The sequence below is a fragment of the Phenylobacterium sp. genome (assembly GCF_036502675.1).
Lineage (GTDB): Bacteria > Pseudomonadota > Alphaproteobacteria > Caulobacterales > Caulobacteraceae > Phenylobacterium.
Map to the genome: position 1 here is coordinate 1 of NZ_DASXYF010000016.1, position 25098 is coordinate 25098.

Below are 25098 nucleotides of genomic sequence, written 5' to 3' on the forward strand. Positions count from 1 at the left end.
CAGCCGCCGGCGGTCGAAGCGATCGACCGCCCAGCCGAACAGCAATCCGAAAATCGCATAGAAGAGCGCGAAGGAGAAACCGGAGAGCAACGCGATCTGGAAATCGTTGATCTGCAGCGACTTGCCGATCGGGACGATCAGGAGCGTGAAGATCGACCGGTCCATGAACGAGATCGCGGAGAGGGCGGTCAGGATCGTGACGGTCCACCAGCCCTGGAGCGGCGAGGGATAGGGCGCCTCCACGACGTCGGCGGCGCCCTCCACGGGCATGCTGGCGGCCGTCATGGCTGTTCGCTCCTGGGCGCGGCGAACGTCGAGCAGACGATCATTTGATCTCGCTACTACCGCCGTCGATGACGAAGTTCTGAGCCGTCACCCAGGCACCCTCGTCAGAGGCCAGCCACAGGGCGCAGTAGGCGATCTCCTCCGGCCTGCCCTCGCGGCCCAGCGGGATGTTGGCGACCACCAAGGCGATTTGCTCGGCCGTGGCTACGTGCTTGCCGCTGGCGATGGCCCCGGGCGAGATGGTGTTGACCCGGATCTGGTGCGGCGCGCCCTCCGCGGCGAGTTGCCGGGTCAGTCCCATCAGCCCGGCCTTGCCCGTGGCGTGGCCGGCCGCGCCCAGCCGCGAGCGCCCGCGCAGGCCCGCCGTCGAGGCGGTGTTGATGACCGCCCCGCCGCCGCGCGCGATCAGGTGCGGCCAGGCCGCCTGGGTGACGTGGAACACGATGTCGAGCTCGTTGCGCAGCGCGTGGTCCCAGGTCTCGGGCGACATCTCCACGAAGGGCTGGAAACGGACGCCCGCAGCGTTGTTGTAGAGGATGTCGATCCCGCCACCCGCCTCGACCCCGGCGGCGATCCACGCCAGGGCCTGGGCGCGATCGGCCAGGTCCGTCTGCGTGGTGAGCATCCGGCCGCCGGCCGCCTTGACCATCTCCTCGGTCTCGCGCCCGCCCGCCATGTCGGTGCGGTAGCAGCCGACCACGAAGGCGCCTTCCGCCGCGAACAGCCGCGCCGCCGCCCGGCCCTGGCCCGACGACGTGCCGGCGATGAAGGCGACCTTGCCTTCCAGCCTTCTCATGCTTCCATCCCCCGAGGCCGACGCCCATCGTCGCAGCGCCCGATTCGACCTTCACCTTTTGGATCGGACTTCAGCCTAGCCTGGAGATCGCGCGCTGGCACCCCCATTTGCGACCCGCAATCCGACCAAAGCTCCATGGAGAGTGGCTTGACCGACGCCCTGGTGCTGACCGGCCTGACCAAGGTCTTCAAGGCCCCCGCCGTGGACAGGCTGGACCTCACCGTGCGCGCCGGCGAACTCTACGCCCTGCTGGGCCCCAACGGCGCGGGCAAGACCACCACCCTGCGCATGGTGGCGGGCCTGCTGAAGCCGGACGCCGGAGGCGTCTCGGTCTTCGGCGTCGACGCGCTCGCCGACCCCATCGCCGCCAAGCGGCTGATCGCCTGGGCGCCGGACGAGCCCATGCTCTACGACCGGCTGACCCCGCTGGAATACCTGGAGTTCGTGGCCGGCCTCTGGGGGGTGGAGGCGGGCCTCGCCGCCGGGCGCGCCGAGCAGCTGCTGCGCTGGCTGGGCCTCTGGGACCAGCGCGGCCAGCGCTGCGAGGGCTTCTCGCGCGGCATGAAGCAGAAGACGGCCCTGGCCGGCGCCCTGATCCACGACCCCCGGCTGCTGATCCTCGACGAGCCGCTCACCGGCCTCGACGCCGCCATGGCCCGGCAGGTCAAGGACCTGCTGCAGGAGCGCGTGCGCGGCGGGGCGACGGTGATCCTCACCACCCACTTCCTCGACGTGGCCGAGCGGATGGCCGACCGCATCGGCATCATCCAGCGCGGCCGGCTGCTGGCCGAGGGCGCGCTGGAGGACCTGCGCCGCCAGGCCGGCGACGGCCGCGCCACCCTGGAGGACATGTTCCTGGAGATCACCGGCGAGGCCGGGGTGCGGGCGGCGTGATCGGCCGCCCCGGCCAGGCGGCCTGGCTCCTCGGCTACGAGGTCCTGCTGGGCTGGCGGAACCTCTTCGCCCGCTACGGCCGGCGCGGCGTCTCCGCCTGGATCCCGCCGCTCATCCTGCTGGCACTGGCCGTCGCCGGCGGCGTGCCGCTCGGCCATTTCCTGCGCCACGCCGGGCCGATGACCGGCGCGCCCTATGTGGTGAGCGCCTGCGCCCTGGCGTTCACCGTCTTCCTGCTGATGCTGTCGCAGACCCTGGCCGCGGCGGCGGACACGCTTTACGAGCGCGGCGACCTGGATCTGCTGTTCTCCTCGCCGATCCCGCCCCGCCGGGTGCTGATGGTGCGGTTCCTGGGGATAGCGGTGAACATCTTCACGATGTTCGCCAGCCTGCTGGCGCCGGTGTTCGTCACCGTCGCGGCGGTCGCCGGGCCGAGGTGGCTGGCGGGCCTTGTGGTGTTGGCGGCCCTGGCGCTGGCGGCCTGCGGCGCAGGCCTCCTCCTGGCGCTCGGCCTGTTCGCCCTGATCGGCCCCCGGCGGACCCGCAGCGTCGCCCAGCTGGCCAGCGCCCTGATCGGGGCGTCGCTGTTCCTGTTCACCCAGCTGCGCCTGCTGCTGAGCGAGACCCATGAGAGCCTGTGGGCCTCGCTCTGGCGCGCGGCGGAAGAGGGCCGCCTCGCCCCGCCGCCGATCGCATCCCTGCCGCTTCGCGCCTTCCTGGGCGAGCCCGGGCCGCTCGCCCTCTTCACGATCGCCTGCGCAGGCCTGTTCCTCACCGTCACCGCCAGCCTCGGCCCGCGCTTCGTGGCCTCGGCCGCCGCAGCCAAGGGGGCGGCCTTCGCTGCTCGCGCCCGGCCGCCGGGCGCGGCCCGCTTCGCCCGCAGCGGCTTCGGCGCCGTGGTGCGCAAGGAGCTGCGGCTGCTGGCCCGCGACCAGGCCCTGCTCTCGCAGGTGCTGCTGCGGCTGCTCTACCTGATCCCCGTGACCCTGGTGCTGGCCCGCTCGGCCGCCCGCGGCGAGGCGGTCGCCCTGCCGGGCGCCGCAGCCATGGTGGTGTTCATGGCGGGCCAGGTGGCCGGCAGCCTGGCCTGGATCACCGTCTCGGCCGAAGAGGCGCCCGACCTGCTGGCCTGCGCGCCGACGCCCGTCGCAACGATCCGGCGAGGCAAGCTCACCGCGGCGCTGGCCCCGCTCGCCGTGCTCATGCTGGTCCCGCTGGGGATCGTGGCCGTGCTGTCGCCGGAGCTGGGCCTGGTCACCGCCCTGGGCGCCGCGGCGGCGGCCGTCTGCAGCGCGCTGATCAACATCTGGCAGCAGAAGCCCGCCAGGCGCAGCGACTTCCGCCGCCGCCGGGGCGCCTCGTGGTACGCGCTCTGGGCCGAGGCCTCGGTCAGCGGCGCCCTCTCGGTCGCCACCGCCTTCGCCGCCGCCCGTTCGGTCTGGATGCTGGCGGCCCTGGCCGTCGCCGGCGTCCTGATGCTGCTGCTTCGCCGCTCCGACGCCCGGGTCGCCGAGACGCTGAAGGCGGCGAGCTGAGCGCCTGCCTTTCCTCCCCTGCCCCGTAGAGGACCGGGGGAAAGATCAGCTGAGCGCCTCGAACTCGTCGACCAGCCGCTCGAGCCCGTTCATCCCCGCCGCCCAGAAGGCCTTTTCCCGCGGGTCCAGGCCGAAGGGCTTCAGCGCCTCCACATAGGTCCGCGTGCCCCCGGCGGCGAGCAGGTCTTCGTAGAGCGGCGCGAAGGCCGCGGGGTCCTCCCGCCGCTTCTCCATCAGCGCCCGCACCAAGAGGTCGCCGAAGGCGTAGGCGTAGACATAGAAGGGCGAATGCACGAAGTGGCCGATGTAGGCCCAGTAGTGCTCGTAGCCGCGGTTCAGCTTGATCGCGGGCCCCAGGCTCTCGCCCATCACCTCCAGCCAGAGCTTGCCGATCTCCTCGGCCGAGACCTCGCCGGCCTCGCGCGCCGCATGGAAGCGGGTCTCGAAGCGGTGGAAGGCGATCTGGCGCACCACCGTGTTGATCCCATCCTCGATCTTGCCGGCCAAAAGCCCCTTGCGGTCGGACTTCGACGCCTGAGCCAGCAACTGCTCGAACACCAGCCCCTCGCCGAAGATCGAGGCGGTCTCGGCCAGCGTCAGCGGCGTGTCGGCCAGCAGCGTTCCCAGCGGCGAGCACAAGGTCTGGTGCACCGCATGGCCCAGTTCGTGGGCCAGCGTCAGCACGTCGCGCCGTTCGCCCATGTAGTTGAGGAAGACGTAGGGGTGCCGGTCGGCGGTGACGGGATGCGAATAGGCCCCCGACTGCTTGCCCGGCCGCGGCCGGGCGTCGATCCAGGGATGGGCGAAGAAGGCCTGCGCCGTGTCGGCGAACCGGGGGGCCAGCGCCGCGAAGCTTTCCAGCACCATGCCGCGCGCCTCGTCCCAGCGGTAGGTCCTGGGCGCCGCCGCATCCAGCGGCGCGTTGCGGTCCCAGTAGTCCAGGGTCTTGCGGCCCATGGCCTTGGCCTTCAGCCGGTAGTAGCGGTGGCTCACCGAGGCGTAGCCCTCGACCACCGCGGCCTCCATGGCGGCGACGGCCTCGGCGTCCACCTCGTTGGCGATGTGCCGCCCAGCCGCCGGGTCTGGATAGCGCCGCCAGCGGTCCTCCACCTGCTTCTCGAACGCCAGGGTGTTGAAGCAGAGCGCCAGCACCGGGGTGCGCGCCTCCAGCGCCTGGGCAAGCCCCTTGGCGGCCTTCTTGCGCCGGCTTTCGTCGGGATCCGACATGCGGTTCAGCGCCTCGGGCAAGCTGAGCTCGTCCTTGCCCGCCCTCACCGTCAGCCGCGCCAGGGTCTCGTCGAACAGCCGGCTCCAGTTGGCGATCGCCGGCCCGCGGTCCACCAGCATCCGCTCCAGGTCGGCGGAAAGCTCATGCGGCCGGCTGAGCCGCACGCGGCGCAGCCACGGCCGCCAGCGGGCGGCGGCGGGATGGGCGTCCAGCGCCGCCTCGATCTCGGTATCCTCGATCTGGTTTAGCTCCAGGGTGAAGAACAGGCTCTCGGCGGCGATCTGCGCGCTGCGGGTGCGAAGGTCGCCCTCGAACTTTGCCCAGGCCGCATCGTCCCGCGCCACGGACGTCGCCAGCGACGCATAGGCGCCGACGCTCCAGAGCTTGTTGGTCGCCTGCTCGTAGAGGTCGATCCCGAGCGCCAGCCGCGCGCCCAGCAGGGCGGGCTCGCCGCGAGCGCCTGCGAACTGGCCCTGCATGGCCACCAGGGCGTCGTTGGCGGCCTTGGCCGCGGCGAGGTCGGTCTCGATCCGCGGATCGTCCCGGCCGGTGTAGAGGTCGTCGAGCCGCCATTGCGGCAGGGCGTCGGTCTTGAAGGGCGCGTTCATGCCCGCCGGTTTAGCGGCCGCCGGACTCCGCCGCCACCTGCAATCCCGATCACATCTTGTGTGTCGCCAGCAGCAGGCTGGTTTCGGTGGACGCGATGCCGTCGATCATGCGGATGGCGTCCAGGGTACGGCTGAAGGCGGCCAGGCCTTCGGTGGAGAGCTCGGCCACCAGGTCCCAGCGGCCGTTGGTGGTGTGCACCGCCGCCACCTCCGGAAACCCCCTGAGCGCCCTCAGCACCGCGCCCGAACGCTCGCCCTCGATGGCGATGGTCATCACCGCCCGCACCCGCTCGCCCTCGGCGTCCGGCACGGTGCGCACCGTGAAGCCCTGGATGACGCCCGAGGCGGTCATGCGGTCGATGCGTTTCTGCACCGTGCCGCGGGACAGCTTCAGCGTCTGCGCTAGGGCGGCGACCGATTCGCGGGCGTTGGCGCGCAACAGGGCGATCAGTGCACGGTCAGTGGCGTCGATATCCATTTCGTCAACTCGACATGACAATCTGACCAATTGAAGAGCGAAATATATCATCCTGACAGCTTTTCGCTAGCGCGGCCTTGAACGAGACTGGTGGTCTCGGAGGGCCAAGATGCCACCACACTTCCTGATGACCGATCCGGCGGCCTTCGAGGTCCGCTACCAGATCAATCCCTGGATGCGTCCCGACGCCTGGCGCGCCGATCCGGAAGGCGGCCTCGCCCGCGCCCACGCCGCCTCGACGGCGCTGCGCGAAGCCCTGGAGGCAGAGGACGCGACGGTCGAGCTGATCCCCGCCGCCGCGGGCCTGCCCGACCTGGTGTTTCCCGCCAACGCCGGCGTGGTGCTGGACGGCGTCGTGCTGCCGGCCCGCTTCCGCCACCCCGAGCGCCGCGGCGAGGAGGCCCCGTTCCACGCCGCCTTCGAGGCCCTGCGCCGGCGCGGCGTCGTCCGCCGGATCGTCGACCTGCCGGAAGGCCTGTTCCAGGAAGGCGCCGGCGACGCCATCTGGGATCTCGGCCGCCAGCATTTCTGGAGCGGCTGGGGCCCGCGCTCCGATCACGCCGCCTCCCGCGCCATCGCCGCCGCCTTCGGCCAGACCGTGGTCCCGCTGGAGCTGGCCACCCCGCAGTTCTATCACCTGGACACCTGCTTCTGCCCCTTGAGCGGCGGCGAGGTGCTCTATTATCCACCGGCCTTCACGCCCGGGGGCCTGGCCGCCATCCGCGCCCATGTGGCGCCAGAGATGCGTCTGGAGGCCGGGGCCGACGACGCAGCAGCCTTCTGCGTCAACGCCGTCAACATCGGCCGCGCCATCGTCATGGCCCGCCCGCCGGAGACCCTGCGCCGGCGGCTCGAGGCGCGCGGCTACCGGGTCGTCGCCATCGACCTCTCCCCCTTCATGCTGTCGGGGGGCGCCGCCTACTGCATGACGCTGCGCCTCGACCGCGCCAGCGTCCCCGCCGCCGTCCATGCCACGCAAGCCCTGGAAGGAGCCCTCTGATGTCCGCCCTCACCCTGGAGCGCCCCGCCTCGGCGCAAAGCGCCCGCCTCATGGACCTGGAGGCCCAGTTCGGCGCCAGGAACTACAAGCCCCTCGACGTGGTGCTGACCCGCGGCGCGGGTGTCCATGTCTGGGACGTGGACGGCCGCCGCTATCTCGACTGCCTCTCGGCCTATTCCGCGGTGAACCAGGGCCACTGCCACCCGAAGATCCTGGAGGCGATGGTCGCCCAGGCCGGGCGGCTGACGCTCACCTCGCGCGCCTTCCGCAACGACCAGCTGGCGCCCTTCTACGAAGAGCTCTGCGCGCTTACCAACTCCCACAAGGCGCTGCCGATGAACTCCGGCGCCGAGGCGGTGGAAAGCGCCCTGAAGGTCGCCCGCAAGTGGGGCTACGAGGTCAAGGGGATCGCCGACGACCAGGCGGAGATCATCGTCTGCGCCGGCAACTTCCACGGCCGCACCCTCTCCATCGTCGGCTTCTCCACCGACCCGGTCTCGCGCCAGGGCTTCGGCCCCTTCACGCCCGGCTTCAAGGTGGTCCCGTTCGGCGACGCCGCGGCGCTGGAGGCCGCCATCACCCCCGACACCGCGGCCTTTCTGGTGGAGCCCATCCAGGGCGAGGCCGGGGTCATCATGCCGCCCGCCGGCTACCTGAAGGCCGCCCGCGACCTCTGCACGAAGCACCGCGTGCTGCTGATCCTCGACGAGATCCAGACCGGCCTCGGCCGCACCGGCAAGCTGCTGGCCGAGGAACACGAAGGCGTGGAGGCCGACCTCACCCTGCTGGGCAAGGCGCTGTCCGGCGGCTTCTACCCGGTCTCGGCGGTGCTCTCGAACGCCGAGGCGATGAGCGTCCTGAAGCCCGGCGAGCACGGCTCCACCTTCGGCGGCAATCCGCTCGCCTGCGCCGTCGCCCGCGCCGCGCTGAAGGTGCTGATGGAGGAGGGCCTGGTGGAGAACGCCGCCCGGGTCGGGGCACGCCTGCAGGCGTCGCTCGCCGCCATCGCCAGCCCGGCGGTGAAGGAGGTGCGCGGCCGCGGCCTGCTGCTGGCCGTCGAACTGCACGAGGAGGCCGGCCCTGCGCGGCGGCTCTGCGAAGCCCTCCGGGGCCGCGGCCTGCTCTGCAAGGAAACCCACGACCACACCGTCCGCATCGCCCCGCCCCTGGTGCTCACCGAGGCCCAGGCCGACTGGATCGCCGAACAGTTCGACGCCGAGCTGCGGGCGCTTTAGGGGGAGGAGAGCGATCCCCGGATCAATAGAGTAAACGTAGCAGTAAGCATAAGAACTTATCCACACCGCCACATCTGAATCCTAACAACGTATTCACCATTCGGTTCCATCTCTGATTCGGGTGAATTGGAATAGTCGGCGTTAACCCGCGACTCACCTCTCCGAAACCTCGCCTTTACACTACCCCTGTATCAATTCGCGACATAACGAGCCTCGTCCGATGAGACGAGCGTCCAGTACGGTGGGTGTGTTCAAATGACTAAGACGGTTCTCGTCGTCGACGACGATCCGACGCAACGCAGGCTGATCCAGGCCGTCCTGGAGCGCGAGGACTTCGTCGTGGATCACGCCGAGAGCGGCGACCAGGCGATCACGCGCCTGGGCTCCGGCGCGCCGGCCGACATCGTCCTGCTCGACCTAGTCATGCCCGGCCTTTCCGGCCAGGACGCGCTGAAGGAGATGCGCGCCCGCGGCCACCACCAGCCGGTGATCGTCATCACCGCCAAGGGCGGCATCGACACGGTGGTGGAGGCCATGCAGGCCGGCGCCGCCGATTTCTTCGTCAAGCCCGCCTCGCCGGAGCGGATCATCGTCTCGATCCGCAACGCGCTGTCCATGGGCGCCTTGAAAGGCGAGGTGGACCGGCTGAAGAAGCGCACGCAAGGGCGCACCACCTTCGACGACCTGATCGGCGACAGCGCCCCCATGATGCTGGTCAAGCGTCTGGGCGAGCGGGCGGCCAAGTCCTCGATCCCGATCCTTATCACCGGCGAGAGCGGGGTCGGCAAAGAGGTGATCGCGCGCGCCGTGCACGGCTCCTCCGAGCGGGCCGGCAAGCCCTTCGTGGCGGTGAACTGCGGCGCCATCCCCGAGAACCTCGTGGAGTCGATCCTGTTCGGCCACGAGAAGGGCAGCTTCACCGGCGCCAGCGACAAGCACCTGGGCAAGTTCCAGGAGGCCAACGGTGGCGCCCTGTTCCTCGACGAGGTGGGCGAGCTGCCGCTGGACATCCAGGTCAAGCTGCTGCGCGCCCTGCAGGAAAGCGAGATCGACGCCATCGGCTCCAAGCGCTCGGTCAAGGTCGATGTCCGCATCATCTCGGCCACCAACCGTGACCTGGGCCAGGCGGTGAAGGAAGGCCGGTTCCGCGAGGACCTCTACTACCGCCTGAACGTCTTCCCCATCGAGGCCCCGGCCCTGCGGGAGCGCGCCGGCGACATCCCCGCGCTCACCGACGCCTTCATCCGCCGCTTCAACGTGGAGGAGGGCAAGAGCGTCGTCGGGGCCTCGCCGGAGACCATGGCCTTCCTCACCGGCTTCGACTGGCCGGGCAACGTGCGCCAGCTGGAGAACGCGGTGTACCGCGCCATCGTGCTGGCCGACGCGCCCTACCTGCAGCCGCACGACTTCCCGTCGATCTCCGGCGTGGCCGCGCCGCCGCCGGAGCTGCAGACCCGCACGATCGTCCCGCACGCCACAGCCCTGCCGCCCACCAGCGCCGAGCTGATGGCCGAGATGCCCAGGGACGCGCCCGTGCGCATCCTCGACGGCCGCGGCCACCTGCGCACGCTTGAGGAGATCGAGCGCGACCTGATCCAGCTGGCCATCGAGATCTACGCCGGCCACATGAGCGAGGTGGCGCGCCGCCTCGGCATCGGCCGCTCGACGCTCTACCGCAAGGTCCGGGAACAGGGCCTGGACGACGTCCTGAAGGGACATGGGGATGAAGATGATGGACCGGCCTCAGCCAGCGCCTGAAGGGCGCCTGGCGGCCCTGATCGGGCGACACAAGCGCGAAGCTAGGAGCTTCCCTTTGGCTTCCGCCGGAACGGCTTTCGCCCCATGGCGGCGGGCTCTCCCTTCGCCTTGGCGGAAATCTCCTTCAGCTTGACGTGCTGCAGGACGGAGAGGGCCTGGCCGCGGCCGCCCTTCTCCGGATCGCCGAAGGCGCGGCCGTAGGTCTTCAGCCGGCCCTCGACCGAGCCCAGGAACTCGCCCTCCCAATCGGAGAGCTTCACCCCGGCGCGGTCCGCCTGGCGACGGGCGCGCTGCAGGGCGTTCAGCGCGGCCCGCTTGGCCAGCGCCTTCGGGTCTGGCGGCTTGCGCTTCAAATCTCGCCGAGGGCCGCCAGATAAAGGTCGAGGATCGCCTCCTCCTCCTGGCGCTTGGCCCGATCCTGCTTGCGCAGGCGCACCACCTTGCGCAGGATCTTCACGTCGAAGCCGTTGCCCTTGGCCTCGGCGAAGACCTCCTTTATCTGCTCCGCCACCTCGGCCTTTTCCACCTCCAGGCGTTCGATCCTCTCGATGATGCTCTTCAACTGGCCTTGCGCCGCGGAGTTGAGGACGTCGATATTCGCGCTGTCGTCGGCCATTTTGGGAAGCCTCTTCGATTGGGAGGGGGTCTCGGGAGGCCGCGGAACCTAGCTGGCCGGAAAGGCCCTGTCATCGGTCGGCTGAACCTTGGCCGATTTGCATCGTTGAGACGGATCGACGCGGAGGAAAGCATGTCGGAAGCCCATCACCGGAAAGTCACCCAGGAGGACGCCGAGGCCGCCGTCCGCACCCTGATCGAATGGGCGGGCGACGATCCCAACCGCGAGGGGCTGCTCGACACGCCCGGCCGCGTCGCCCGCGCCTACAAGGAGCTGTTCTCGGGCTACGAGACCGATCCGCGGGAGTATATGGCCCGCACCTTCGAGGAGGTGGGCGGCTACGACGAACTCGTGGTGCTGCGCGACATCCGCATGGTCAGCTTCTGCGAGCACCACATGCTGCCGTTCCTGGGCCGAGCCCACATCGGCTACTTGCCCAACGACCGGGTAGTGGGCATCTCCAAACTGGCCCGCGTGGTCCAGGGCTTCGCCCGCAGGCTGCAGATCCAGGAAAAGCTCACCGCCGAAATCGCCGACGCCATCCAGGAGATCCTCAAGCCCCGAGGGGTGGGCGTGGTCATCGAGTCCGAGCACAGCTGCATGACCATGCGCGGGGTGAACACCCCGGGCTCGCGGCTGACCACCAGCCGGCTGACCGGCGTGGTGCGCGACGACCCCCGGACGCGGCAGGAGTTCCTGGAGTTCGTGCGGGACGGGCGGCCGTAGGGGCGTCGCTCACGACCCGGTCGTGAAGCTCGGGATCGCCGCGTCCATCGCCTTGCCGCCGTCGAGCATCCACAGGTACTCCGTGTAGTGGCCGAGGCGGCGCCTGTCGTCGAGGTAGGCGAAGCGGGCAGCCTCCCCGAACTCGCCTTCCAGCACGATCCCACGGTCGCCGGCCGCCATCCGGCTCCGCCAGAGCCGCCAGTCCTGCAGGGTTCCGCCGATCCGCATGGCCACGTGGTGGTGCGCCAGGCCGAAGCCCTCGGCGGGCAGGCCCTCGCGGTAGAGGCCGACGCACCCCTCGGCGGCCTCGATCACCTCGATCTGCACGCCGTCGAGGTTGGCCAGCGCCAGGCGCAGCTTCATCCGTCCCGGCCGGCCGCGGTGGCTGACGCCGTGGTCGACCTCATGCACCAGGAAGGACGGCACGCCGTAGACCGTCCTGAAGACCTCCAGCGCCTGATCGAGATCGGTGGTGACGTAGGCGTTCTGAAAAAAACCGCCGAAGGCCGGGTCCATGCGCTGTCCTTCCGGGAAGTTTCCGCTGGCCGGCGCGTCAGCCGCGCCGCGCCAGCACCGCCATGCTCTCCAGCATCAGCCCATGGCTCAGTTCGCCCAGCATACGGCGCTTGAGCTCCTGCGTCAGGGCCACGCGGGTGTAGCGGACGGCCAGCGGCGGCTTGGTGGCGATCTGCCGGGCCAGTTCCCAGGCGCGCGGCATCAGCCGCTCGCGCGGCAGCACCTCGCCCACGAAGCCCAGCCGCCGGGCCTCCTGGGCGTCGATCTCCTCGCCGGTCAGCAGGAAATAGCGCCCACGGTTCGGGCCCAGCAGCATCGGCCAGACCACGTGCACGCCGTCGCCCGGGACCACCCCGTTGGGGAAGTGGGCCTTGTCGGCGAAGCGCGCGGTCTCGCAGGCCAGCACGATGTCCGACAGCACCGCCAGCTCGGCGTGAATGTAGGCGGCGCCGTTCACCGCCGCGATCACCGGAACCTCGATGTCGAGCAGGTTGTGGATCAATGCCCTACCCTCGCGGTAGATCCGGTCGCAGAACTCCGCGCTCATCGGCTCGGCGTCGGCCGGATCGCCGTGGTCCATCTTCTCCAGGAAGGCGTCGCCGGCCCCGGTCAGGATGACCGCCCGGGTCTCCGGGTCCTGGCCGATCGCATGGAAGGCGTCGCCCAGTTCCCGGTGGATGCCCGTCGGGCCGAAGTCCCACAGCGCCGAGCCGCCGTCGCGGTGGATGGTCATCTCCAGCACGCCGTCATCGCGGCGCAGGCGGATGAACTTGAACTTGTCCTGATACTCCGCGAGCCGGGTCACGCGCGCCTCCCCTGTCGGTTGGCGCGGAGCCTAGAGGACCGTACCGGCGACCGGAAGCCTCCCCCGGCGGGAAAGGGAATGCGCTTCGGGCGCCGCGGGCAGGGTTGCGCACGCGAAAACGCGCCCGGGGCGCGGGCGCGTAGCCAAGCCGTGAATTCGGAGGGGGCGGGCCTCGAAGGACCCGCCGCGTCAGCCTTGCTTGGCCTTGAAGCGCGGGTTCGTCTTGTTGATCACATAGACGATGCCCTTGCGGCGCACGACCTTGCAGTCGCGGTGGCGAGTCTTGAGCGACTTGAGCGAGCTTCTGACTTTCATGACCCAACTTCCACGCGCCGGCCCCCGAAAGTCCCGGGGGAACTGCAAGAGCCGGCGCATATACGGGCGGGGTCCGGCCGAGTCAACGCCGGATGCCGTCGCGGGCTTGTGATAACGACGCCGAGTCCGGACTGGCCTAGAAGAGATTCGGATGGATCGCCGCGCCTTTATCGCCCTGCTGCTCGCCGGTTGCGCCCCGCCGCGCAGCTCCGCCGCACAGCCGGCCCCCGAACCGGGGACCCGCGTCACCGTTCCCCTGCCGCCGGGGCCGCCGCCGATGCCGCCGTCGGGCAGCGCCAGCTTCGACGAATGGCTGCGCGGCTTCTACGCCCGGGCGCAGGCCGCCGGCGTGCCGGCCCCGGTGCTCGACCGCGAGTTGCGCGGCCTCAGCCCCGACGACCGGGTCTCGGCCCTGGACGGCCGCCAGCCGGAGTTCTCCCGCCCGGTGGGGACCTACATCAAAGGCGTGGTCACCGACGACCGGGTCGCCATCGGCCGCCGGAAGCGCGCCCTGTCCTTCCTGCCCGCCGTCGAGAACCGCTTCGGCGTGCCGCGCGACATCGTCATCGGCGTCTGGGCGATGGAGTCCGGCTTCGGCGCGCTGCAGGGCAACTTCGACGTGCTGCGCTCGATGGCCACCCTCGCCGCCGACGGCCGCCGCCGCGGCTTCGCCGAGGACCAGCTGGTCGCGGCCCTGAAGATCATCGCCTCGGGGGAGTTCCCGCGTGCCCGGCTGGTCGGCTCCTGGGCCGGCGCCATGGGCCAGACCCAGTTCATTCCCGCCACCTTCCTCTCCACGGCCGTCGACGGCGACGGCGACGGCCGGCGCGACGTCTGGGGCTCCAGCGCCGACGCGCTGGCCTCGGCGGCCAACCTGCTGGCCAAGGCCGGCTGGCGCCGTGGCGAAGGCTGGGCGCAGGAGGTGACCGCACCCTCCGGTTTCGACTTCGGCCTCACCGAAGGCCCGCGCGAGAGCCCCGCCTTCTGGGCCGGCAAGGGCCTGCGCCGCGCCGACGGCCGGCCCTGGAGCGACGCGGACCTTGCCGCCCCGGCCGAGCTTTCCGCTCCGGCGGGCGCCTCGGGGCCGCTCTTCCTGCTGTTCCCGAACCACTTCGCGATCCGCAAGTACAACAACTCGATCGCCTATGCCCTGGGCGTCGGTCTGCTGGCCGACCGCTTCGCCGGCGGCGGGCCGCTGGTCGCCGCCTGGCCGGTGGAGATCCCGCTGGGCCTGTCCGACCGCATCGCCGCCCAGCAGGCGCTGGCCCGCGCGGGCTTCGATCCCGGCGAGCCGGACGGCGTCGTGGGCCTCAACACCCGCGCGGCCCTGCGCGCCTGGCAGAAGGCCCACGGCCTCACCGCCGACGGCTACCTGTCGCCGGAGATGGTTCGCCGCCTGCGGGCCGAAGCGCCGCCGTAGGGACGCTCAGGGCGCGCCGCCGTCCTCGTCGCTCTTCTCCAGCGTGGCCGCCACCGTGTCGGCGCGGGTGGCGGGCGTCGGCGCGGCGTTGCGCAGCTGCGGATTGGCGAAGGCGAAGGCCAGCAGGGCCGCCAACATCCCTGCGCACAGCACGAACGGCGCGGGATGCAGCTGCCCGTAGAGCCAGACGAACGCCGGCGAAAGCAGCACATTGGCGCCGTTGACCGCCGCCAGCGCCCCGGCCGCGCGGGCCTGCTCGTCCATCCGCACCGCCAGCGACGAACCCGCCGCCGCGCCGGGCCTCGCGAAGCCGAAGCCCAGGGTGGAGATCGCGTAGCCCGCCACCACGACCCAGTAGGTGGGCGCCAGCGCGATCGTAGCGCTGCCCAGCGCGGCGATCGCGCAGCAGCTGGCGCGGCGTCATCTCGAACATGCGGATCAGGCCCCATTGGGCCAGCAGTCCCGCCACCGCCCCGAACATCATGGCGATGGCGATGAAACCCTGGGCCTCCGCCGGCGTCAGGCCCAGCTTGTCGATGATCAGGAATCCCATGATCTGACCCTGGGAGGTCTGGCAGACCGCGGCCACGAAGCTGTAGATCAGGAACGGTTGCATCCGCGGGTCGCGCCACATGGGCGGCGGGCGGACAGCCCTGTTCCCGGGCTCCGGAACGCGCACCCCCGCGAACAGCGGCGGCGAGGCCTCGGGCAGGCGGCGCCAGACCTCTACGAGCATCGCCACGCCGATCAGGGCGAACATCACCATCGGACCCGCCAGCCCCAGCACCGGCAACACGAACACCGGCGCCAGGAACGGCCCGACCACTGTGCCCAGGCCGAACGCGCCGGCCAGGCTCGACAGCGACTGCGTGCGTTGCGCCAGCGGGGTGCGCTCGGCCACATAGGCCTGGCTCGCCGGGTTGGAGGCCGAGCCGAACAGACCGAACAGCGCCCGGGCGAACAGGAAGAGCACGAAGATCGTCATCGGCGCCGCCAGCCCGTGCAGGCCCGCGGCCACCACGGCCGCGCAGGCGCTCATCGACAGCACGAAGCCGCAGAGCCCCAGCATGATCAGCGGCTTGCGCCCGCGCCGATCCGAGGCCCTGGCCCACACCGGCGAGGTGAAGGCCCAAAGCAGCGCCGAGAGCGAGAAGATCGCCGCCACCAGGGCGTCGGGAATGCCGATGGAGCGGCCGACGGCAGGCAGCACCGACAACATGCCGGTATTGCCCATGGCCGTGACGGTCGAGACGCCGCAGACGGTGGCGAAGGCCGCTTTCGACATCTCCGGGGCGGGCGCGGGTTCCTCTCGCATCCGGGGCTGTTACGTGGCGCCGCGCCGCAGCGCAAACCCCCGGGGTGCATACGCCGCATTAAGCATTCACGCCGATCCTGACCGCCAATTCTGCTGGGGCCGGCGTTTTCATGTTTCAGATCATCGGGATCGTGCTGCTGTTCGCCCTCGTATTCGGCAGCTATCTGATGTCGGGCGGCAACATGGGCGTGATCCTGCACGCCTTGCCGCACGAGATGATGTGCATCCTGGGCGCCGGCGTCGCCGCCTTCCTGATCTCCAACTCGATCCAGACCATCAAGGCCACCGGCCCCGGCTTCGCCAAGGTGTTCGCCGGGCCCAAGTGGAAGGCCGCCGACTACCGCGACCTGCTCTCGCTCCTGTTCCTGCTGACCAAGACCATGAAGTCCAAGGGCGTCATCGCCCTCGAAAGCCACATCGAGAACCCCCACGACTCCACGATCTTTTCGCGCTTCCCCAAGATCACCAAGGACCACTTCGCTGTCGACTTCATCTGCGACACCCTGCGGATGATGACCATGAACCTGGAAGACCCGCACCAGGTCGAAGACGCCATGGAAAGGCAGCTCGAGAAGCATCACCATGAGGCGCTGGGCCCGGCCGGCGCGCTCACCTCGCTGGCCGACGGCCTGCCCGCCCTGGGCATCGTCGCCGCCGTGCTGGGGGTCATCAAGACCATGGGCGCGATCACCGAGCCGCCGGAAGTGCTGGGCGAAATGATCGGCGGCGCCCTGGTCGGCACCTTTCTAGGCGTGTTCCTGGCCTATGGCCTGGTGGGCCCCATGGCCAACCGGTTGAAGGAAGTCATCGACGGGGACTCGGCTTTCTATAGGATCATCCAGCAGGTGCTGGTGGCCCACCTGCACGGCAACGCCGCACAGATCTCGGTGGAGATCGGCCGCGGCGCCGTCCCGTCGGACGCGCAGCCCAGCTTCACCGAGCTGGAAGAGGCGCTGTCGGCCATTCCCAACGAGACCTGAGCCGCTGTCGGCGCGGACGACCCGCCGGCACAAAGATGAAAAAAGTGATCACGGACGCGTGAATAAAGCGCTTGCCCTTCGCGCAAAGCACGGCATAGTCCCCGACGCGCTGGCGACCCGTCTGGCTCACGTTCCGGTGACGGAGCGCTGATCCGAGCGGCCCGTCGGGCGCGTAACACTCTTGTCTTAGGGGACCAGGGACATGACCTCCACGATTCTTCGCACCATGCTCATCGCCGGCGCCGCCGTCGCCGCTCTCTCCACCGCCGCCTGCAAGAAGCCGGCCGAACCCGCCGCGACCGACGCCGCCGCCGCCAACACCGCGGCCTCCACGGCGACCGACGCTGCGGCCACCGCGACCGACGCGGCCGCGGACGCCTCCAAGGCCGCGACCGACGCCGCCGCCGCCGCTCCGGCCGCCGACGCGACCGCCGCTGCCGAAGCGCCGAAGACCGACGCGATGGCTCCGGCCGCCGCCCCGGCCGCGCCCGAGAAGAAGTAAGCTTCTCGACGCTTCAAGCGTTACGGAGGGCCGCCCGTTTCGGGCGGCCCTTTTCGTTTCAGGGACATGTCTCCAGACCACGACTCCGCCGAAGATCCCGCCCTGGACCCGGTCGTCTGGGGCTCCGACGGCCAGCCGCGCTCGCGCGCCTTCGGCGACGTCTACTTCTCCGCCGCCGACGGCCTGGCCGAGACCCGCGCCGTCTTCCTGCAGGGCTGCGGCCTGCCCGAGGCCTGGCGCGGCCGCCGGCGCTTCGTAGTGGGCGAGCTGGGCTTCGGGACCGGCCTCAACATCGCGGCCCTGCTGGACCTCTGGCGACGGACCGCGCCGGCCGGCGCCCGCCTGCACGTCTTCACCCTCGAGGCCCATCCGCTCAAGGCCGCCGACGCCGCCCGCGCGCTCGGCGCCTGGCCGGAGCTGGCGGAGGTTTCGGGAGCCCTCCTCGCCGGCTGGCCGGGCTGGGCCCGCGGCTGGCGGCGCATCGACCTGCCCGAGTTCCGCGCCACGATCGACCTGGCCATGTTGGACGCCGCCGAGGCGCTGCAGGCCTGGACCGGCCGGGCCGACGCCTGGTTCCTCGACGGCTTCGCCCCGGCGGTGAACCCGGCCATGTGGACGCCGCAGATCCTGGAACTGGTCGCCGCCCGCTCGGCTCCCGGGGCGGCGGCGGCCACCTTCACCGTCGCCGGCGCCGTCCGCCGGGGCCTGGCCGCCGCCGGCTTCGACGTGGAGAAGAAACCCGGCTTCGGCCGCAAGCGCGAGCGGCTGCAGGCGCGCCTGCCCGGCCCACCCCGGCCGGATCCCGCGGCGCGGCGCGTGGCGGTGGTGGGCGGCGGGATCGCCGGCGCGGCGGCGGCCCGCGCCGTCCGCGCCCTGGGTGGCGAGGCGATCATGTTCGAGGCCGAGGCGCCCGGCGCCGGCGCCTCCGGCAACCCTGCCGTCCTCGTCGCCCCGCGCCTCGACGCCGGCCTGGGCGCCGCCGCACAGCTGTTCGCCCAGGCGTTCACCCGCGCGGTCCAGCTCTACGCGACAGTCCCGGACGCGGTGATCGCCCGCGGCGTGCGCCAGCTCCCCGGCAAGGCCGCCGACCTCGGCCGCTTCCGCAAGGCGGCCGGCAGCGGCCTGTTCGACCCGGGCGCCCTCAGGCTCACGGAAGACGGCCTCGACCAGGCCACCGCCCTGGTGGTCGACCCCGCCCCACTGCTGACCGCCTGGGCGGGCGAGTTCCACCTCGCCCACGTGGCCGGCCTGCGGGCGGAGGACGGCGGCTGGACCCTGCTGGACGCGGCGGGCGCGATCCTGGCGCGAGCCGACGCGGTGATCCTCGCCGCGGGCCTCGGCTGCGAAAGCCTGGCGGACGGCCTGGACCTCGCGTGCGTCCGCGGCCAGGCCAGCTGGGCGGCCGGCGAAATCGCCCCCGCCGTGTCCTGGGGCGGCTACGCCGCTCCGACCCGCGACGGCCTGCTGTTCGGCGCCACCCACGACCGCGGCGACCGTGGAACCGACGTCCGGCCGGCCGACCACGCCCGTAACCTGGCCGCCCTGGCCGAAGCCCTGCCGCAGCTCGCCGCCCGGCTTTCCGGCGCGACGCTGGCCGGACGCGCCGGCCTGCGTGTCGTCACCCGCGACAACCTGCCGATCGCCGGCCCTGCGCCGCAGACCCCGGCGGAGGGCCTGTTCGTGCTGACCGGCTTCGGCGGCCGCGGCTTCGTCCACGCGCCCCTGCTGGCCGAGCACGTGGCGGCCCTGGCCCTGGGCGCGCCGTCGCCCCTGCCCGCCGCCGCGCAAGCCCTGGTCGATCCAGCCCGCTTCGCCCGCCGCGCCGCAAGGCGACGTCATTCCTGAGCGTGCGAAAAGCGCCTATGATAACGCGTCCGGGGGAGGAAAGCCTGGAAGGAACGGAGCCGATGAGGTTCGGAATTCTCTGTGCGGCGCCGCTGCTCGCCGCTCTCGCCCTGGCCGGAACAGCCCACGCCGCCGGCAAACAGAACTGCTTCTACGCCCGCAACGTCAGCGGCTGGCGCGCCGCCGGCGACCAGACCGTCTACCTGCGGGTGGGGGTCAAGGACATCTACCGGCTCGACCTGATGGGCCGCTGCAGCGACATCGACTGGAACCAGCGCATCGGCATTCAGGCGCGCGGCTCCGACTGGATCTGCTCGGGCCTGGACGCCGAGATCATCTCCCCCTCGCCCATCGGCCCGCAGCACTGCCCGGTGAAGACCCTGCACAAGCTGACCCCGCAGGAGGCCGCGGCCCTGCCGCCCAAGGCCCGCCCCTAGCAAGGGAGCGGGCCCACGGAACGGCCTAGCGGCTGGCGACCATCGAGGCGATCAGCCCCGAGGTCAGCGCCACCATCGCGTAGTTGTTGTCCACCCGCACCCATTGGTAGCCGCGCGGCGGGGCGTGCAGGCGGGCGCGGCGGTAGTCGACGTAGTGCGCGCGGGTCCGGTATTCCGGCGGCAGGCGCTGGCCCTGGCGCCAGTTCTGGTGCTTGTCGCTGTGGTCGTATTGCGCATCGTGGCGGTTGTCGTAACCGTAGGGCGCCGCATTCGCGGCCGCGCCGCCCAGCAGCGACAGGGCGATAGCGCCGATCAACATGGTCTTCATTGCAAAACTCCTTTGGTCGAATTCAGGATCTCAACTTCACATATCCTGGATGATCGCGACCTGAACGCCGCGCGTCAGCTTGAGTTCATCTGATTTCTTTAGAGAAATATTTTGTATATGTTTCGAAACAACTGAAACACCGGCCGAGCCCGGCGGCCTCAGGCCTGCGCCGGCGGCGCGACCACCGCGCGCGGCGTGGGCTTCAGGCCGAGCGTCGGCTTCTCCACCAGAAACCAGGAGGCCGCCGCCAGCGGAAGGGTGAGCGCCATGGCCGTCCAGAAGTTGAGCCGGCCGTGGGCGGCCAGCAGCTGCTGCAGCGGAAAGGCGTAGATATAGACCCCGTAGCTCAGGTCCGCCGGCAGCTTGCCCGGCCGCGCCAGGCCGATCACCGCGGTCGGCAGGGCGAGCGCGCCCACCACCGGAAACAGCGCCGCCGACCCCAGGCCCAGCCACAGCGGGCGCGGCAGCTTTACCCCCCACAGCGCCGAGCCGGCGCAGAACAGGAAGCCGTAGCGCGCCGCCAGGAAACCGATCCGCGTGGGCGCCTGCGCGGCCCAGTGCGGCTGCACGGCCTGGATCGCCAGATAGGCCACGGCCGCCACAGCCATCGCCGCCAGCATCAGGCTGCGCCGCCCCCGCACCAGCATCAGGAACAGGTAGCAGGTGAACTCCATCCGCAGCGTCCACAGCACCCCGTTCACCACATGCGGCAGCGGGTTGGCCTCGAACACGCCCGGCAACTCGTAGGTGGTCGGATAGAGCAGCGCGTTGCGCAGCACGTAGAGATAGGTCTGCGGGCGCGCCCAGTAGTCCGGCGCCGCGCTGACCGCGCCGCCCAGCAGCACGGTCGCCAGCAGCGAGACGATCAGCGCCGGCTCGATGCGCAGCAGCCGCTTGGCGAGATAGGCCTTCGGGTCGCGCAGGTAGCTGCCCGTCACCAGGTAGCCGCTGACCACGAAGAAGATGCTCACCCCCAGCGCGCCGAAGTCCTCCGTGCCGGGCGCGCGCACCGGCGGCAGGCCGGCCAGCGGGAAGCTGTGGCTGAACACCACCATCGACGCGGCGATCAGCCGGATCAGGTCGAAGGACATGCGGTGCAATCCGGCGCGTGTTTCCGCCTACGGGACGCTGGGGGCCTGGAGGAGCTCCACGACGTAGCCGTCGGGGTCGCGGGCCAGCGCGAAGACCAGCCCCGCGGCCCGGATCCGCTGGAGCACGGCGGCGACGTCGGGAACCTTGAACACCTCCCAGGTGAGCTGCGCCGCCTCCGGCGTGGCTGTGAGGCCCATCCGCCGCACCGGCATGACCTGGGCGTCGCGGCGCGAACCGGAATAGTTGAGGCCGATCTCCTCGAAGTCGGCCTTGGGATCGTGCGACCGAGGAGCCTCGCCCTCGGTGGCGACCCGCTTCAGCCCCACAACGCGCTCGTAGAAGTCGGGCGACCTGTCGATGTCCGAGACGGTGATCTTGACGAGCATCACCTTCGAAGCCTGCGAGCCGATGCCCATCGTCATTGGATTTTCCTTTCCCAGGGCCGAAGCCGAGCGAGCGCGACGGCCGCCGGGTCCGCCAGGATAACGGGCTTCATCCGGACCCTCCCCCTGTTGTCCCTCGCACGGGCGCACTAAGCGGCCGGGTCGCGGGCGGCGTCAACGCGAGGGCGCAGGCCGGGCGCGAGGTTTCGGGACCCCGCAGGCCGCCGTCCCGGCCGATGTCGGCCGGGACGGCGGCGGCGCTTCACGCCAGGCGTAGCGGGGGAGCGGCGTTCAGCGTCCGGGACCTCGCTCGACTGGGGGCGTATCAGCGAGCTTTCGTCCCTGCCCCTGAGACGCCGCCAGGCCGCGACCGCCTCATGCCGCAAGGCGAGGCGACGTAAATGTCGAGGTGGAGAAGAATGGTGGTGGGTGCAGTCGCGTCGTCAATTGTCTCCGCCCACTGATAGATTTGTTCTTGATTTGTTCAAGACATAAGGCCGAGCTTGTGTAACCATTTGATGGTTGGGGCGCCGTGGCCAGCCGTCCGCAAGCCCGAAATCAGAACAATGCAAGGGAAGTTCGGTGGCGCAGATGCCAAGAGGAGAGCCGCGGTCCGTTCCGGACCCGGCGGGCGACCAATACGACGAGAGGGGCGGGCCGGAGCGGTTAAAGAGGCAACGCGCCGAGGCTGCCACGACTAAGCCGCCGGCTAACTCAGTAGGTCATCCAGGATTTGCCGAGTCCCTGATACCGGTCTGGGGCTCTGGTCGCGAGGCGGTCGCGGACTTCCAGGAGGGCGATTATGCCGGTGCAGCGCTCAATGGCGCTCTCGCGGCCTCCGACCTGTTCCTGGCAGGATCGATTGCGAAAGGGGTGGGTAAGGGAGCCTTCTACGTCGCAAGAATGCGGCGAAGAATCCATACGATTGGGATCGATACGTGAGGCCGTGGTTGGGCAAGAAAAGGGGCATGCTTGCGCCAAAGCAGCATGGCCATCACTGGGCCATTCCACAGAATGGCTGGGGCAAGAACGTGCCGGACCGGATCAAGAACCAGCCGTGGAACATCAAGCCTATGCCCAGCGCCGAGGTTCATGGGCGCCTGACCAACTCCTACGAAGGTAAGCCGCAGTTCAATGCGGTGGAGAGATACGTATACGGGACGCCCACTTGATCGAAAGTCGGAACGGGCGCGGCGGTCGCGCATCCTGCGGCGGCTGGAAAAGCCCAGGTGGACAAGCGCCGTTGAACCTGGCCTTGCGGACTGGCTTGCCGCGGTGGCTGCCGAGGTTGTCCAGGATCACCACATCGCCCGCGTTGAGGGTCGGGACCAGGAAGGTGCGAACATAAGCGAGGAAGGCCTCGCCGTTGATCGGCCCGTCGAATAGGCAGGGCGCATCGATGCGGTCATGCCGCAGGGCGGCGATGAAGGTCATGGTCTTCCATCGACCGAACGGCGCCGTGGCCTTCAGCCGCTCGCCCCGGCGACACCAGCCCCGCAGCGGCGCCATGTTGGTCTTGGCCCAGGTCTCGTCGATGAACACCAGGCGGCCAGGATCAATGCGCCCCTGATAACGCCTCCATTGCTCACGCCGTCGGGCGACGTCGGGGCGATCCTGCTCCTTGGCGAACAGGCTTTTTTTTGAAGCTCAGCTTCTCGGCGTGCAGGAACTCCCACACCTGCCGCCGATCCACCTTCAACCCGCGCTCCGTCAGGAGCTCCATGACCAGTTGGCTGATCGTGAACGCCTTGTCCGGCTGGCAGCGGGCGATCAGCCACTGGGCGTGCTCGCCGCGCAGAACCCGCTTCCTGTGCCCCCCGACCTTCCCAGGCGCGACGCTGCCCGTGGTTCGGTAACGCCGAACCCAGTGCACCGCCGTGCTCACCGCGATCCCGAACCGCGCCGCCGCTTGATGTCGCGACTGCCCCTCCCGTTCCACCGCCGCCACCACACGGTCCCGAAGGTCCATCGAATAAGGTCGGGTCATCCCTGCTGGCCTCCCGCACCAGCAGGAAGCTTGAATCAGACCTCAGCCGATTTGGGAATCCAACGATTCACTCAAACCGCAACCCGCTCTAACACCTTGCATCAGAAACGATTTCGGCTCCGCAGGTTGTGCGGAGCCGTGATGCCGATCAGCGAATTTCCGGTCGAAACAGCGATTTCAGGCGGCAGCGTTTCCCAGCTGGTGGAACCGCAACCGCTGAGCTTCCCAATCCGTCGGCAGCGGTCCGGCGGTCAGGGTCCCGAGACTGGCTGCGCGCGGCTGGCGGCCCTCCAGGATCTGAGAGACGAGGTCCGGCGCCAGGTAGGCCAGCGGCAGCAGGCGCGTGGTGTAGTGGTTGCAGAGCTTCTCCCGCTGCGCCGGCGCCTTGATCGACTCGACCTCGCCGCACTCCAGCTGGGCCGCCCAGATCCTGGCGAGGACCACCGCGCGGACCAGAGCCCGATCCAGCTTGGCCGCCGGCGTCGGAGCGCCATCCGTGGGTTCCAGGATCATGGCGCCCTGGCGTCAGCGCATATGGAAGGCCAGCGCCCGCCGCAGCGCGATCTTAGCTCGGAATTCTGGCCACCCGGGATTGATGGGGAAGCAGTTGGGCGCGATCGAACTTGGCGAGACTTTGATCAGGAGCTCGTTGGACCTTCGGACGCTTCATAGCTCCGATAGGAGAATTTAGCGCGCTCCCCCGCCTTGACCGAACGCATTCCTCGTCTAAGCGCTGCTCCTCTGCTGGAACCGCGGAGACCAGCCACCTGCGCACGCGTGCGTGGTCGTGGCGCAGCTGTGCAGAACCTGCCCTACACGCCGGGACGGAACATCTAGTTGGCGTTAGACAGACTGCGCCGAGCAGCCGAGGCGCGGTAGTCAGCCGGGCAGCTCTTCACGGTACAAGGCGTTGATCAACTGCGGCAGCGTCTGCGCGGTTCGGACCGCCTCCTGCAACTCATCCCGCATTTCCTGTTCCTCCCGCGGCGGGCCATCCTCGCCGGCGATCGCTTCGTCGTCCCGCCAATCGTCTGGATTGGCCTCGATAGAGGTGCATGCCCGCTCTTTCACCTGGTCCAGGACAAGCGGATCGATCTCGACAAGCCGCTGGTCGATCCGGTGCACGCTCTGCCGCATCAGGAACCGCCACGCCCGCTCCCAGAAGGGCCTCACGACGCCGAGGTCAACGACCGCCAGCACCTTCCAGCACCGACCACCGCTGTCGGCCAGCACCATCCCGAGCCGCTCGCCATGCTTGAGCTCCCATGAGGTGCAGGTCGAGAAGTCCTCCGGGTTGAGAAACCAGGTCAAGCGCTCCCGCCCCGGAATTGCGTAACGCCCGACATCGCGACAAAACGCCAGGGCGGGAAACAAGGGGACGTTCAGCGTCGGCGCTTCGCCGCGATCGGCTGACGCCTCCCACACTTTGTAGATGCGATCACGACCGTCGGCGTCCGCCGGCGGTCGCCGCCGTTCGGGTTGCCCCTGTTATTTCCCCTGTTCTCAGGGGCAGAAGGCGAAAGTCACACTTCTCACGTGGGCATGGAGAGAAAAGGCCGAAACGGACATGCTTGGACTGCCTTGCGGCTTTCGGAGAGCCACGCGCATGGGCTTCCCACCGCCTAACCGGCGGACTTTTCGAAGGTATTGGCGGGGAGTGAATTCACGCCGCGTTAGCGGCGGAAGGAATGGTGGACGCGACAGGGATCGAACCTGTGACCCCCTCGATGTCAACGAGGTGCTCTCCCGCTGAGCTACGCGTCCGGCCAGCGGAGGAGCGCTAATAGCTTGGGCCGGCGGCCCCGACAAGCATCAGGTTCCACGCGTCCCATCAGGCCAGCGGTTCGGCGCGTAGGAGCCTAGCGCCGCAAACAGCGGCGCCAGCTCGGCCTCGTAACGGCGCCAGCGCTCGACCGAGGTCGCGAAGATCGGCTGGCGCACCTGCACCGAGCTCGCGGTCCTGACCGGGCCGGCAGCCTCGTGGAAACGCAGGACGGCATCGTTCCAGGCCAGA

26 protein-coding genes, 1 tRNA gene and 2 pseudogenes are annotated in these 25098 nt (G+C 70.0%); 11 read left to right on the top strand and 18 right to left on the bottom strand.

The window, feature by feature from the left end; all coding sequences use genetic code 11:
* The coding region (locus VGL30_RS02110; protein ID WP_331536286.1) for an MFS transporter at positions 1-285 on the bottom strand (285 nt) is incomplete at its 3' end.
* A 40-nt stretch (positions 286-325) separates the two neighbouring features.
* Entirely contained in the window at positions 326-1081 is a 756-nt protein-coding gene (locus tag VGL30_RS02115; RefSeq protein WP_331536288.1) for an SDR family NAD(P)-dependent oxidoreductase, read from the bottom strand.
* 135 nt (positions 1082-1216) lie between these two features.
* On the opposite strand from VGL30_RS02115, the gene VGL30_RS02120 reads away from it, so the two are divergent.
* On the top strand, positions 1217-1975 hold the full coding sequence (locus VGL30_RS02120) for an ABC transporter ATP-binding protein (protein ID WP_331536290.1): 759 nt from the start codon (positions 1217-1219) through the stop codon (positions 1973-1975).
* The gene (locus tag VGL30_RS02125) at positions 1972-3510 is read left to right on the top strand and encodes a putative ABC transporter permease subunit (protein WP_331536292.1); all 1539 of its coding nucleotides are present in this window, start codon (positions 1972-1974) and stop codon (positions 3508-3510) included. The genes VGL30_RS02120 and VGL30_RS02125 overlap by 4 nt, the downstream gene beginning before the upstream one ends.
* 45 nt (positions 3511-3555) lie before the next feature.
* Here VGL30_RS02125 and VGL30_RS02130 read toward each other — a convergent pair whose 3' ends face one another.
* Together VGL30_RS02130 and VGL30_RS02135 are read right to left on the bottom strand one after the other, a co-directional pair.
* Positions 3556-5346: a M3 family oligoendopeptidase gene (locus VGL30_RS02130; protein WP_331536294.1), complete on the bottom strand. Its 1791-nt coding sequence runs from the start codon at positions 5344-5346 to the stop codon at positions 3556-3558.
* A 49-nt stretch (positions 5347-5395) separates the two neighbouring features.
* A complete protein-coding gene (locus VGL30_RS02135; RefSeq protein ID WP_331536296.1) occupies positions 5396-5824 on the bottom strand; it encodes an Lrp/AsnC family transcriptional regulator in 429 nt (142 codons plus the stop codon).
* Between the two features lie 109 nt (positions 5825-5933).
* Between VGL30_RS02135 and VGL30_RS02140 the strand changes: the two genes are divergently transcribed.
* From VGL30_RS02140 to VGL30_RS02150, 3 genes are all read left to right on the top strand, one after another.
* Positions 5934-6824, top strand: a complete 891-nt coding sequence (locus tag VGL30_RS02140) for a dimethylarginine dimethylaminohydrolase family protein (protein ID WP_331536298.1) — start codon at positions 5934-5936, stop codon at positions 6822-6824.
* Positions 6824-8059 (top strand): ornithine--oxo-acid transaminase, encoded by a 1236-nt coding sequence (gene rocD, locus VGL30_RS02145; RefSeq protein WP_331536300.1) that lies wholly within the window; start codon positions 6824-6826, stop codon positions 8057-8059. The genes VGL30_RS02140 and rocD overlap by 1 nt, the downstream gene beginning before the upstream one ends.
* A gap of 255 nt (positions 8060-8314) precedes the next feature.
* Entirely contained in the window at positions 8315-9817 is a 1503-nt protein-coding gene (locus tag VGL30_RS02150; protein ID WP_331536302.1) for a sigma-54 dependent transcriptional regulator, read from the top strand.
* Positions 9818-9858: 41 nt separating this feature from the next.
* Here VGL30_RS02150 and VGL30_RS02155 read toward each other — a convergent pair whose 3' ends face one another.
* Together VGL30_RS02155 and VGL30_RS02160 are read right to left on the bottom strand one after the other, a co-directional pair.
* Complete coding sequence (locus VGL30_RS02155) at positions 9859-10170, bottom strand: hypothetical protein (RefSeq protein ID WP_331536304.1); 312 nt, start codon at positions 10168-10170, stop codon at positions 9859-9861.
* Positions 10167-10433: a DUF2312 domain-containing protein gene (locus VGL30_RS02160; RefSeq protein ID WP_331536306.1), complete on the bottom strand. Its 267-nt coding sequence runs from the start codon at positions 10431-10433 to the stop codon at positions 10167-10169. Before VGL30_RS02160 ends, VGL30_RS02155 begins: the two co-directional genes overlap by 4 nt.
* A gap of 132 nt (positions 10434-10565) precedes the next feature.
* On the opposite strand from VGL30_RS02160, the gene folE reads away from it, so the two are divergent.
* Positions 10566-11159: a GTP cyclohydrolase I FolE gene (gene folE / locus VGL30_RS02165; protein ID WP_331536308.1), complete on the top strand. Its 594-nt coding sequence runs from the start codon at positions 10566-10568 to the stop codon at positions 11157-11159.
* Between the two features lie 9 nt (positions 11160-11168).
* Here the strand turns inward: folE and VGL30_RS02170 are convergent, their stop codons facing one another.
* The 3 genes from VGL30_RS02170 to ykgO form a co-directional block, all read right to left on the bottom strand.
* Positions 11169-11675, bottom strand: a complete 507-nt coding sequence (locus VGL30_RS02170) for a hypothetical protein (protein WP_331536310.1) — start codon at positions 11673-11675, stop codon at positions 11169-11171.
* A gap of 37 nt (positions 11676-11712) precedes the next feature.
* On the bottom strand, positions 11713-12480 hold the full coding sequence (locus VGL30_RS02175) for an enoyl-CoA hydratase/isomerase family protein (RefSeq protein ID WP_331536312.1): 768 nt from the start codon (positions 12478-12480) through the stop codon (positions 11713-11715).
* A gap of 189 nt (positions 12481-12669) precedes the next feature.
* A complete protein-coding gene (gene ykgO, locus VGL30_RS02180) occupies positions 12670-12795 on the bottom strand; it encodes a type B 50S ribosomal protein L36 (RefSeq protein ID WP_331536314.1) in 126 nt (41 codons plus the stop codon).
* A 151-nt stretch (positions 12796-12946) separates the two neighbouring features.
* Between ykgO and VGL30_RS02185 the strand changes: the two genes are divergently transcribed.
* A complete protein-coding gene (locus tag VGL30_RS02185; RefSeq protein ID WP_331536316.1) occupies positions 12947-14215 on the top strand; it encodes a lytic murein transglycosylase in 1269 nt (422 codons plus the stop codon).
* Here the strand turns inward: VGL30_RS02185 and VGL30_RS02190 are convergent.
* Positions 14151-15530, bottom strand: a complete 1380-nt coding sequence (locus tag VGL30_RS02190) for an MFS transporter (RefSeq protein WP_331536318.1) — start codon at positions 15528-15530, stop codon at positions 14151-14153. The genes VGL30_RS02185 and VGL30_RS02190 overlap by 65 nt on opposite strands.
* A gap of 110 nt (positions 15531-15640) precedes the next feature.
* Here VGL30_RS02190 and motA point away from each other — a divergent pair, with 110 nt between their 5' ends.
* From motA to VGL30_RS02210, 4 genes are all read left to right on the top strand, one after another.
* On the top strand, positions 15641-16510 hold the full coding sequence (gene motA / locus VGL30_RS02195; RefSeq protein WP_331536320.1) for a flagellar motor stator protein MotA: 870 nt from the start codon (positions 15641-15643) through the stop codon (positions 16508-16510).
* A gap of 202 nt (positions 16511-16712) precedes the next feature.
* Entirely contained in the window at positions 16713-17012 is a 300-nt protein-coding gene (locus VGL30_RS02200; protein ID WP_331536322.1) for a hypothetical protein, read from the top strand.
* Between the two features lie 66 nt (positions 17013-17078).
* Positions 17079-18857, top strand: a complete 1779-nt coding sequence (gene mnmD / locus VGL30_RS02205) for a tRNA (5-methylaminomethyl-2-thiouridine)(34)-methyltransferase MnmD (protein ID WP_331536324.1) — start codon at positions 17079-17081, stop codon at positions 18855-18857.
* Positions 18858-18919: 62 nt separating this feature from the next.
* Positions 18920-19294: a DUF6491 family protein gene (locus VGL30_RS02210; RefSeq protein WP_331536326.1), complete on the top strand. Its 375-nt coding sequence runs from the start codon at positions 18920-18922 to the stop codon at positions 19292-19294.
* Between the two features lie 25 nt (positions 19295-19319).
* On the opposite strand, the gene VGL30_RS02215 is transcribed toward VGL30_RS02210, so the two are convergent.
* The 8 genes and pseudogenes from VGL30_RS02215 to VGL30_RS02250 all read right to left on the bottom strand — a co-directional run.
* Complete coding sequence (locus VGL30_RS02215) at positions 19320-19622, bottom strand: RcnB family protein (RefSeq protein ID WP_331536328.1); 303 nt, start codon at positions 19620-19622, stop codon at positions 19320-19322.
* A 158-nt stretch (positions 19623-19780) separates the two neighbouring features.
* Positions 19781-20713 carry an acyltransferase gene (locus tag VGL30_RS02220; protein ID WP_331536330.1) on the bottom strand — a complete coding sequence of 311 codons (933 nt, stop codon included), beginning with the start codon at positions 20711-20713 and terminating at the stop codon, positions 19781-19783.
* Between the two features lie 27 nt (positions 20714-20740).
* Complete coding sequence (locus tag VGL30_RS02225; RefSeq protein WP_331536332.1) at positions 20741-21136, bottom strand: VOC family protein; 396 nt, start codon at positions 21134-21136, stop codon at positions 20741-20743.
* Positions 21137-22348: 1212 nt separating this feature from the next.
* Positions 22349-23084, bottom strand: a pseudogene (locus tag VGL30_RS02230) (IS630 family transposase); the annotation flags it as partial.
* Positions 23085-23261: 177 nt separating this feature from the next.
* Positions 23262-23597, bottom strand: a complete 336-nt coding sequence (locus VGL30_RS02235) for a hypothetical protein (RefSeq protein ID WP_331536334.1) — start codon at positions 23595-23597, stop codon at positions 23262-23264.
* 366 nt (positions 23598-23963) lie between these two features.
* On the bottom strand, positions 23964-24395 hold the full coding sequence (locus VGL30_RS02240) for a hypothetical protein (protein WP_331536336.1): 432 nt from the start codon (positions 24393-24395) through the stop codon (positions 23964-23966).
* A 378-nt stretch (positions 24396-24773) separates the two neighbouring features.
* Positions 24774-24848: transfer RNA gene (locus VGL30_RS02245), tRNA-Val, on the bottom strand.
* A 48-nt stretch (positions 24849-24896) separates the two neighbouring features.
* Positions 24897-25098: pseudogene (locus VGL30_RS02250) on the bottom strand (hypothetical protein); the annotation flags it as partial.

What these genes read in the sequence shown, in the direction of transcription:
- VGL30_RS02115 (WP_331536288.1), bottom strand. Translation starts at nt 1,081, where the DNA reads ATGAGAAGGCTGGAAGGCAAGGTCGCCTTCATCGCCGGCACGTCGTCG.
- VGL30_RS02120 (WP_331536290.1), top strand. Translation starts at nt 1,217, where the DNA reads ATGGAGAGTGGCTTGACCGACGCCCTGGTGCTGACCGGCCTGACCAAG.
- VGL30_RS02130 (WP_331536294.1), bottom strand. Translation starts at nt 5,346, where the DNA reads ATGAACGCGCCCTTCAAGACCGACGCCCTGCCGCAATGGCGGCTCGAC.
- VGL30_RS02135 (WP_331536296.1), bottom strand. Translation starts at nt 5,824, where the DNA reads ATGGATATCGACGCCACTGACCGTGCACTGATCGCCCTGTTGCGCGCC.
- VGL30_RS02140 (WP_331536298.1), top strand. Translation starts at nt 5,934, where the DNA reads ATGCCACCACACTTCCTGATGACCGATCCGGCGGCCTTCGAGGTCCGC.
- rocD (WP_331536300.1), top strand. Translation starts at nt 6,824, where the DNA reads ATGTCCGCCCTCACCCTGGAGCGCCCCGCCTCGGCGCAAAGCGCCCGC.
- VGL30_RS02150 (WP_331536302.1), top strand. Translation starts at nt 8,315, where the DNA reads ATGACTAAGACGGTTCTCGTCGTCGACGACGATCCGACGCAACGCAGG.
- VGL30_RS02160 (WP_331536306.1), bottom strand. Translation starts at nt 10,433, where the DNA reads ATGGCCGACGACAGCGCGAATATCGACGTCCTCAACTCCGCGGCGCAA.
- folE (WP_331536308.1), top strand. Translation starts at nt 10,566, where the DNA reads ATGTCGGAAGCCCATCACCGGAAAGTCACCCAGGAGGACGCCGAGGCC.
- VGL30_RS02170 (WP_331536310.1), bottom strand. Translation starts at nt 11,675, where the DNA reads ATGGACCCGGCCTTCGGCGGTTTTTTTCAGAACGCCTACGTCACCACC.
- ykgO (WP_331536314.1), bottom strand. Translation starts at nt 12,795, where the DNA reads ATGAAAGTCAGAAGCTCGCTCAAGTCGCTCAAGACTCGCCACCGCGAC.
- VGL30_RS02185 (WP_331536316.1), top strand. Translation starts at nt 12,947, where the DNA reads ATGGATCGCCGCGCCTTTATCGCCCTGCTGCTCGCCGGTTGCGCCCCG.
- VGL30_RS02190 (WP_331536318.1), bottom strand. Translation starts at nt 15,530, where the DNA reads ATGCGAGAGGAACCCGCGCCCGCCCCGGAGATGTCGAAAGCGGCCTTC.
- motA (WP_331536320.1), top strand. Translation starts at nt 15,641, where the DNA reads ATGTTTCAGATCATCGGGATCGTGCTGCTGTTCGCCCTCGTATTCGGC.
- VGL30_RS02200 (WP_331536322.1), top strand. Translation starts at nt 16,713, where the DNA reads ATGACCTCCACGATTCTTCGCACCATGCTCATCGCCGGCGCCGCCGTC.
- mnmD (WP_331536324.1), top strand. Translation starts at nt 17,079, where the DNA reads ATGTCTCCAGACCACGACTCCGCCGAAGATCCCGCCCTGGACCCGGTC.
- VGL30_RS02210 (WP_331536326.1), top strand. Translation starts at nt 18,920, where the DNA reads ATGAGGTTCGGAATTCTCTGTGCGGCGCCGCTGCTCGCCGCTCTCGCC.
- VGL30_RS02215 (WP_331536328.1), bottom strand. Translation starts at nt 19,622, where the DNA reads ATGAAGACCATGTTGATCGGCGCTATCGCCCTGTCGCTGCTGGGCGGC.
- VGL30_RS02220 (WP_331536330.1), bottom strand. Translation starts at nt 20,713, where the DNA reads ATGTCCTTCGACCTGATCCGGCTGATCGCCGCGTCGATGGTGGTGTTC.
- VGL30_RS02225 (WP_331536332.1), bottom strand. Translation starts at nt 21,136, where the DNA reads ATGACGATGGGCATCGGCTCGCAGGCTTCGAAGGTGATGCTCGTCAAG.
- VGL30_RS02235 (WP_331536334.1), bottom strand. Translation starts at nt 23,597, where the DNA reads ATGATCCTGGAACCCACGGATGGCGCTCCGACGCCGGCGGCCAAGCTG.